Origin of the sequence: Halodurantibacterium daqingense (assembly GCF_042666235.1) — a bacterium.
In the GTDB taxonomy this organism is placed as follows: domain Bacteria; phylum Pseudomonadota; class Alphaproteobacteria; order Rhodobacterales; family Rhodobacteraceae; genus Halodurantibacterium; species Halodurantibacterium daqingensis.
Map to the genome: position 1 here is coordinate 1 of NZ_JBHTFQ010000029.1, position 3,086 is coordinate 3,086.

General features: G+C 52.6%; 5 protein-coding genes. 4 read left to right on the forward strand and 1 reads right to left on the reverse strand.

All coding sequences use genetic code 11. The annotated features are described in order from the left end of the window. From ACFQXB_RS20215 to ACFQXB_RS20230, 4 genes are all read left to right on the forward strand, one after another. Positions 1-399, forward strand: a 399-nt coding sequence (locus ACFQXB_RS20215) for a hypothetical protein (protein ID WP_377406998.1), incomplete at its 5' end; no start/stop codon positions are given. 42 nt (positions 400-441) lie between these two features. Further along, positions 442-1,146 carry an acylneuraminate cytidylyltransferase family protein gene (locus ACFQXB_RS20220; RefSeq protein ID WP_377406999.1) on the forward strand — a complete coding sequence of 235 codons (705 nt, stop codon included), beginning with the start codon at positions 442-444 and terminating at the stop codon, positions 1,144-1,146. Next, a complete protein-coding gene (locus tag ACFQXB_RS20225; protein WP_377407000.1) occupies positions 1,139-1,837 on the forward strand; it encodes an HAD family hydrolase in 699 nt (232 codons plus the stop codon). Before ACFQXB_RS20220 ends, ACFQXB_RS20225 begins: the two co-directional genes overlap by 8 nt. Beyond that, the gene (locus tag ACFQXB_RS20230) at positions 1,834-2,766 is read left to right on the forward strand and encodes a hypothetical protein (RefSeq protein ID WP_377407001.1); all 933 of its coding nucleotides are present in this window, start codon (positions 1,834-1,836) and stop codon (positions 2,764-2,766) included. Before ACFQXB_RS20225 ends, ACFQXB_RS20230 begins: the two co-directional genes overlap by 4 nt. A 57-nt stretch (positions 2,767-2,823) precedes the next feature. On the opposite strand, the gene ACFQXB_RS20235 is transcribed toward ACFQXB_RS20230, so the two are convergent. Beyond that, a partial coding sequence (locus tag ACFQXB_RS20235; protein ID WP_377407002.1) for a hypothetical protein occupies positions 2,824-3,086 on the reverse strand: 263 nt, incomplete at its 5' end.

The following is a 3,086-nucleotide window of genomic DNA, read 5'->3' on the forward strand; positions in this document are numbered from 1 at the left end:
CTTCTCAGCCCTAGGAACGGCCGAGATCGTTCGCGTGGCCTGATGCTGACGGGGAAAGGGGCCATCATGCCTCAGGCGTCAGTTACGCAACAACGCCTGTCAGCGAAGGAACTCCTTGACTTTGGAATCTGCGTGGAGGGAGAAAAGTTCGAGTTCTATCCAACACACTGCGTAACGCCAACTTCTCTGGTTTTAAGCTATGCTCTGGCGATCGCGGCTTCTGGTAACGCGAAGCGTGTGCTTCTTGCAGGATTCGACGGTTATCCGGCTGGAGACCCCAGGAATGATGAGACAGCAGAGATATTCAGTGCTTTCCAAGAGCATTCCGATCTTGAGTTGCAATCGGTGACACCGACGATTCATGCGCTGAAAGCTGTCAGTGTTTACGGACTACTCTGACGAGCGTGTCGTCAACTTGTGCCAAGGAGTGCAGGAATTATCATGGCAAAAGTATCAGTTTTCTTTCCGCTTCGGGCTGGGAGTACTCGTATATTAAGAAAGAATACTCGGCCATTCCGTCCTGACGGGCGTAGCTTGTTCCAGCATAAATTGGAGCAGTTGATGCAAGTCGCGGAACTCGTGGACGAAATAGTTGTTTCTACCAATGACCAAGAGGTTTTCGACCAGATGCCGGCTGACCTCAAAGGCGGAAAACTCAAGATCGTCCGCCGACCTGACGCTCTTGGATCTTCTACTACAAAGGTGCGAGACTTGATAGACTATGTTCCTGGAATAGTCTCAGGCGATTACATTTTTTGGGTGCACGCAACCTCCCCGTTCATCGACGATTCTGATTATCGATCTGCCCTCGAGTTGCTTCAGTCCGAGGTCATCTCCGGACCAAAGGACTCTGTGATGAGCGTGAACAAGATCCAGCAATTCATTTGGGACGACTCAGTAAAGAAAATAATCAACACCGATCGCAGCGTAAATCCCTGGCCCAACACACAAGACTTGGCGCCTCTTTACGAAATAAATCATGCGTTTTACATTAATTCACGTAAGAATTACGTCGAAATCGGAGATAGAATTGGACGCGATCCAGTTCTGTTTTGCTGCGAAGGTCTGAAGAAAATCGACGTTGACTGGCCTGAAGACTTTGCGCTTGCTCAAGCAATGATATCCGGCGAAAACGTAAATGCTTGAGGGGTTTCTTACCCTCGTGTTCGACTGTGACGGCGTCGTTCTCGACTCCAACAAGGTCAAGACCGAGGCGTTTCGCAGGGCTGCGCTGCCCTATGGAGAAGACGCGGCCCAAGCAATTGTTGAGCACCATGTCGCGAACGGTGGCATCTCGCGCTATAGAAAGTTCGAGTACTTCCTCGACAACCTTGCTCCGGGCGCACGGCGCGATGGAGAGTTGGACCAACTTCTCGCAAGTTACGCTTCCTATGTCCGGGAAGGTCTGATGACCTGCGACATCGCGTCCGATCTTTATGCCTTGCGAACCGCTTGGCCCCAATCCACTTGGATGATCGTCTCGGGAGGTGACCAATCTGAACTGCGCGAGGTGTTCGCAGCGCGTGGACTGACCTCACTGTTCAATGGCGGTATCTTTGGCAGTCCAGACAGCAAGGACGATATTCTCGCTCGCGAGATAGGTCGTGGAGCGATAGCACAGCCGGCCATGTTCTTGGGCGACAGCAAATACGACCACGAAGTCGCCCTTCGTTTCGGTCTGGATTTCATCTTCATTTCGAACTGGTCCGAGGTTTCAGACGCTCCGACTTGGCTTGAGGAGCACAAGATCACCTCCCTGCCTTCGCTCAAGGATCTGCTGTGCCCGGCAGATTGCACACCTAAGGCTGGCTCTTCGGCTTCCGAGAGGACATTATGACGGTTTTGGCAGTATCGACGTGGCATAAACGTCCAGATTTGCTTGTTGAGCAAATCAACAGCTATAGCGTCGCCTTGGATGGTGACGTGGTTCATATGATCAATGTCAATACGGACTTCGAGGAGGAGTTCTGGCGCGACGCTGAATCACTGGGGATCGACTTTAGTAAATGTGGTAATGTGTATTTCGCCGAAAGGCCGATGCGGACCTGCTACGGAGGGGTCGCGCATGCATTCTTTAACGGGGTTCTCGAGGCGCAGAGACGAAATCTTAAGTTCGATTATGTTTATTGGCATACGTCATCTGATGTGATGATAAAGCCTGGAGCAATGCGGCACATCAGGCGCTACGACTTAGGTTTCAAGTCTTCTGCTGGCCGGATATTTCATATAGAAACGTCGGAGGGTCGCGATCGCGTTGTATTCCCCGATGCTCCGGAGAGTCGATGGCTCAGAGCAATCTCAGCGGATCCTAAGTCGGCTCGAACGCTTGCATCGATGGGTATGCCGCGTCTGTATAAGATGCGCTCGGAAGGATCCTTCTTCAGACGTGATATCTTCTTCGAGATCATGTATCCGCTTCTCGCCAACATGAGCATGCATGAAATGCCATCCGAGCCGAAAGATGCTTATCCTATCGAAGAGTACCTGTTCGCGCATTGCGTCGAGTTCTTCTGCCAGCGGAATTCGGTCAGACGGGCACATAATCTCGTCTTTACGTCAAGATCTGCGGATAAGATCATTTCTCCGGATGAGGTTGAGCAGGTTCTTTTGTCCGAAGATTTGTTCGCCGTAAAGCGTCTCAGCTCGGACCTAGACGCCCCGGACCGGCTGCTGGCACGCAAGACCTTGGGTCTGGTAGATGCCAAGAAGAAGGCGCCCAAGAGACTTCTGCGCGCACGCGAGGCACGTTCAGAAATTCTTCCATGAAGAAGGGGCTCGCGAATGGCGCGGGCCCCCTATCAGCGAGCGAAATGTTCCTGATCTTCACGCAGCCTTGCGATCTGCTGTCTTCGTCGCGTTCTTGACCTGCAAACCGGCTTCAGCGCACGCGGCTTCAAATCTGGCACGCCGGCTGGCGTAGGTTTCGTGGAACTCGTTGATCGCTTCGTCTGATGTGATGATCTTCAGTGTTTCCTCGGGTCCCAGATCCGTAAGCGGGGTTTTTCCCCCATTGGGTTTGGGCTTCCTCTGGCGGCACCCGGCGGGCACCTTGGTCGCATTTTCCATGATGGAGGAGTGCGATGGCG

Bases quoted from the DNA above. Each gene is read 5' to 3' on its own strand.
- ACFQXB_RS20220 (WP_377406999.1), top strand. From the start codon at position 442: ATGGCAAAAGTATCAGTTTTCTTTCCGCTTCGGGCTGGGAGTACTCGT.
- ACFQXB_RS20225 (WP_377407000.1), top strand. From the start codon at position 1,139: ATGCTTGAGGGGTTTCTTACCCTCGTGTTCGACTGTGACGGCGTCGTT.
- ACFQXB_RS20230 (WP_377407001.1), top strand. From the start codon at position 1,834: ATGACGGTTTTGGCAGTATCGACGTGGCATAAACGTCCAGATTTGCTT.